At 63.7% G+C, this 3,197-nt stretch carries 4 protein-coding genes and 1 pseudogene; all 5 read left to right on the top strand.

Annotated features, from left to right (window positions below):
• Nucleotides 1–341 (top strand): annotated as a pseudogene (locus BMI87_RS21725) (transposase); the annotation flags it as partial.
• A gap of 115 nt (nt 342–456) precedes the next feature.
• Nucleotides 457–1,392, top strand: a complete 936-nt coding sequence (locus BMI87_RS21720; RefSeq protein ID WP_078523532.1) for a zinc metalloprotease HtpX — start codon at nt 457–459, stop codon at nt 1,390–1,392.
• A gap of 269 nt (nt 1,393–1,661) precedes the next feature.
• The gene (locus tag BMI87_RS21715; RefSeq protein ID WP_078523531.1) at nt 1,662–2,090 is read left to right on the top strand and encodes an Hsp20/alpha crystallin family protein; all 429 of its coding nucleotides are present in this window, start codon (nt 1,662–1,664) and stop codon (nt 2,088–2,090) included.
• Nucleotides 2,091–2,105: 15 nt separating this feature from the next.
• A complete protein-coding gene (locus BMI87_RS21710; RefSeq protein WP_078523530.1) occupies nt 2,106–2,504 on the top strand; it encodes an Hsp20/alpha crystallin family protein in 399 nt (132 codons plus the stop codon).
• A gap of 18 nt (nt 2,505–2,522) precedes the next feature.
• Nucleotides 2,523–3,014 (top strand): Hsp20/alpha crystallin family protein, encoded by a 492-nt coding sequence (locus tag BMI87_RS21705; protein WP_078523533.1) that lies wholly within the window; start codon nt 2,523–2,525, stop codon nt 3,012–3,014.
• Nucleotides 3,015–3,197: the final 183 nt, after the last annotated feature.

The following is a 3,197-nucleotide window of genomic DNA, read 5'->3' as shown; positions in this document are numbered from 1 at the left end:
GGAATGCTCCTTCTGCAAAGTAGGACCAGTATACGGTCCCTTCTCAGGAGCGGGGCCGTCTTCCCCATCAACGGCCGAATGCGCGACGAGCCACTCAACGAGACCATGTTTCGTAACCTGGCTCATGCGCGCGTCGTAATCGCCGCTTGGGCTGCCGACTACAACACCGAGCGTCCGCATTCGGCTTTGGACTACCAGACCCCGGCTGACTACGCGCGGGCCCTGACCACCGCAATCGCCCGCCTCGGCTCACGCGAGATGATAGCTCCGCGCGTCGGGCGATTGCTCAACCTGCGCCGATCGGCGTAAACACCAACCGGGCTCCGGTCGTGGCCGGATGAAAGACCCATGGCAGGTCAGATCCGCCATAAAGTCGAGGCTGGCAACAACGGCCAAAGTTCTTAAATCCCGTGGCGTGCCACTTCCCGTTAGCCGTAAGTGAAATTTATTCCCATCATGACTGCGACGCCGCGCCACCAATTCCTGAACCTGCTGCAATCCATCCTGCTTCTGGCAGGTATGGCGGTTATCGCCTGGTTCATCGTTTCGGCGATTGCCGGACAGGGCTTGGCGATTGCGATCGTCATTGGATCCTTGCTGGGATTGCTGCTGTCACCCGGCATCCCGAAACGCCTATTGCTGAACGCCTACGGCGCACGCAGGCTCAGCGGGCGGGAATTTCCAGAGGGCGTGGCGATACTGGCCGAACTCGCACGCCGCGCCGGGCTGCCGCGTGTACCGGAACTCTACTATGTACCGAGCCAGATGCCGAACGCCTTCGCTATCGGCTCTCCGGATGAATGCGCCGTCTGCGTCAGCGATGGTCTTCTGAGATTGATGAACCGGCGCGAGCTGGCCGGCGTGCTGGCCCATGAGGTCGCCCATGTCGCCCATCGCGACCTGTGGATCATGGGGCTGGCCGATGCGTTGTCACGGGCGGTGTCGCTGGCATCCTGGTTCGGCCAGGTTATCCTGCTTGTGAACCTGCCGCTGATCCTCATGGGTGCGGCCTATGTGCCCTGGGAGGTGCCGCTTCTCCTGATCTTCTCGCCCACAATCATGGCGCTGCTGCAGCTTGCCCTATCGCGGACGCGGGAATATGAGGCCGATCTGGGCGGTGCGCGGCTGAGCGGCGACCCGGAGGGGCTGGCCTCGGCGCTTCTCAAGCTCGAACGCAACGCGGGGCGGTTCTGGGAAGAGATGTTCCTTCCGGGCCGGCGCATCCCCGAGCCCTCGCTCTTGCGCACCCATCCGCCGACCGAGGAGCGCGTGCGACGGCTGCGCGCGCTGGCGGGGCCGCTTCGGCAGACGCATCCCGAGGCGCCGTTGCGCCTGCCGCAGACCGGCCGGATCGCGCCGCCGCGCTTCGGGCCCTGGGGTGTCTGGCGCTGAGCGGAAATTGCGGGGGGCACCCTCTTGAAACGGCCACGACACATTCCATTATTGGTATCGAGACGCCTGATTGGGGTTTCAAGGATACGCAGAGAGGTTCGGCTGCAAGAGCGGACCACCGATGGCTCGCCAGTTCGGGAGTGAATCGGCAACGCGATGTCAATCGAACGCCGATCGTTCGGCGGACCTTTCACCGTGTCCCGCTCCTCGGGCGCCTTGGCTGACACGAGGCCTCTCGTGTCATGGATTGGCAATGAAGGAGGCGAGACATGCTTTATCCCACATACATGCGCCGAAGCGACCCGTTCGCGCTGATGCGCTCCATGCTGCGCGATGCAGACCGCTTCACGCCGTCGTTCGCGGCCCGGCCCGCCTTTCCGGCGGTGAACGTCTGGCAGAGCGACGAGGCCGTGGCGATCACCGCCGAACTGCCCGGCGTCGATCCGGCCGATATCGACATCCATGTGAAAGACGACGTGCTGACGATTTCGGGCGAGCGCAAGGCACCGGAATTGCCCGAGAACGCCCGCTGGCACCGCAACGAACGCGGCTATGGCAAGTTCAGCCGTGCCGTCCGTCTGCCCTTCGCCGCCTCCGATGACAAGGTCGAGGCGCGGATGACGGATGGCGTTCTGCGCATCGTCGTCGGCCGTCCGGAAGAGGACAAGCCGAAAAAGATCGCGATCAAGGCCGCCTGAGAGGAGGAGTTCGACATGACCACCGAAGTCACTAAAACTGCCGAGAAGACCCCGGCCGAGACGCCCGAGACCACCACCGGCGGGCGCGTCTATCAGCCGCTGGCCGATATCGTCGAAACCGACGAGGGCGTGACCTTGATGCTCGAAATGCCGGGTGTTGCCCCCGATGACGTGGATGTCACGCTGGAAAAGCGCGTGCTGACGATCCGCGGCAAGGTGCGGCCCACCAGCACCGAAAAGCTGCAACTGGCCTATGCCGAATATGGCGAGGGCGATTACGAGCGGTCCTTCACCCTGTCGGAGGATTTCGACCCCGAAAGGATCGAGGCCACGGTCTCGCACGGCGTGCTGACACTCTCGCTGCCGCGCGCGGCCGAGACCAAGCCGAAGAAGATCGCCATCAAGGCATCCTGACCAGAAGGAGGAATGGATATGCAGATCAAGGACCTGATCCCCTGGACGCACAAGGATCACGCGCCCGAACCCAAGGGCGATGATCACAACCCGATCATCGCGCTTCAGCACGAGATGAACCGCGTCTTCGAAAGCTTCCGCAATCGCTTCGGCGATCTCGACTGGCCCTGGGGCAGCGGTGAGGCCCGCTCGGACGTGGTCGAGACCGACAACGCGGTCGAGGTGTCGATCGAACTGCCCGGCATGGACATGAAGGACATCGAGGTGTCCGTCAGCGACGACATGCTGACCGTCAAGGGTGAGAAGAAGATCGAGCGGCAGGAGGAGAAGAAGGGATATTACCTCTCCGAACGCAGCTATGGCGCGATCTACCGCACGATCCCGCTGCCTCCGGGCGTCGATGGCGAAAAGGCCGAGGCGAGCTTCAAGGATGGCGTGCTGACGATCCGTCTGCCCCAGACCCCCGAAGCCCAGGCCAAGGTCAAGCACATCGAGGTCAAGGGCGCCTGAGGGTGCAAAGCCGCCCCCGCCGGAACCGGCGGGGGCGCGACATTCATGGGGCGGCGTTTGGCGCGAAACCTCGGAGGCGACGCGCGTCAGCCCGTCTCCTCCTCTCGGGAGTGGACAAAACATGGGGGTCATCTTCGTCGTTGCGGTCCGTGCTAAGGTGAGTTCTTTGCGTGTGGGGCTGCC

It is taken from the genome of Thioclava sp. F28-4, from assembly GCF_002020045.1.
Taxonomy (GTDB): domain Bacteria; phylum Pseudomonadota; class Alphaproteobacteria; order Rhodobacterales; family Rhodobacteraceae; genus Thioclava; species Thioclava sediminum.
Note: the sequence above shows the minus strand (reverse complement) of the source record. Positions and strands in the feature narration are given on the sequence as shown.

What these genes read in the sequence shown, in the direction of transcription:
- BMI87_RS21720 (WP_078523532.1), top strand. Translation starts at nt 457, where the DNA reads ATGACTGCGACGCCGCGCCACCAATTCCTGAACCTGCTGCAATCCATC.
- BMI87_RS21705 (WP_078523533.1), top strand. Translation starts at nt 2,523, where the DNA reads ATGCAGATCAAGGACCTGATCCCCTGGACGCACAAGGATCACGCGCCC.
- BMI87_RS21715 (WP_078523531.1), top strand. Translation starts at nt 1,662, where the DNA reads ATGCTTTATCCCACATACATGCGCCGAAGCGACCCGTTCGCGCTGATG.
- BMI87_RS21710 (WP_078523530.1), top strand. Translation starts at nt 2,106, where the DNA reads ATGACCACCGAAGTCACTAAAACTGCCGAGAAGACCCCGGCCGAGACG.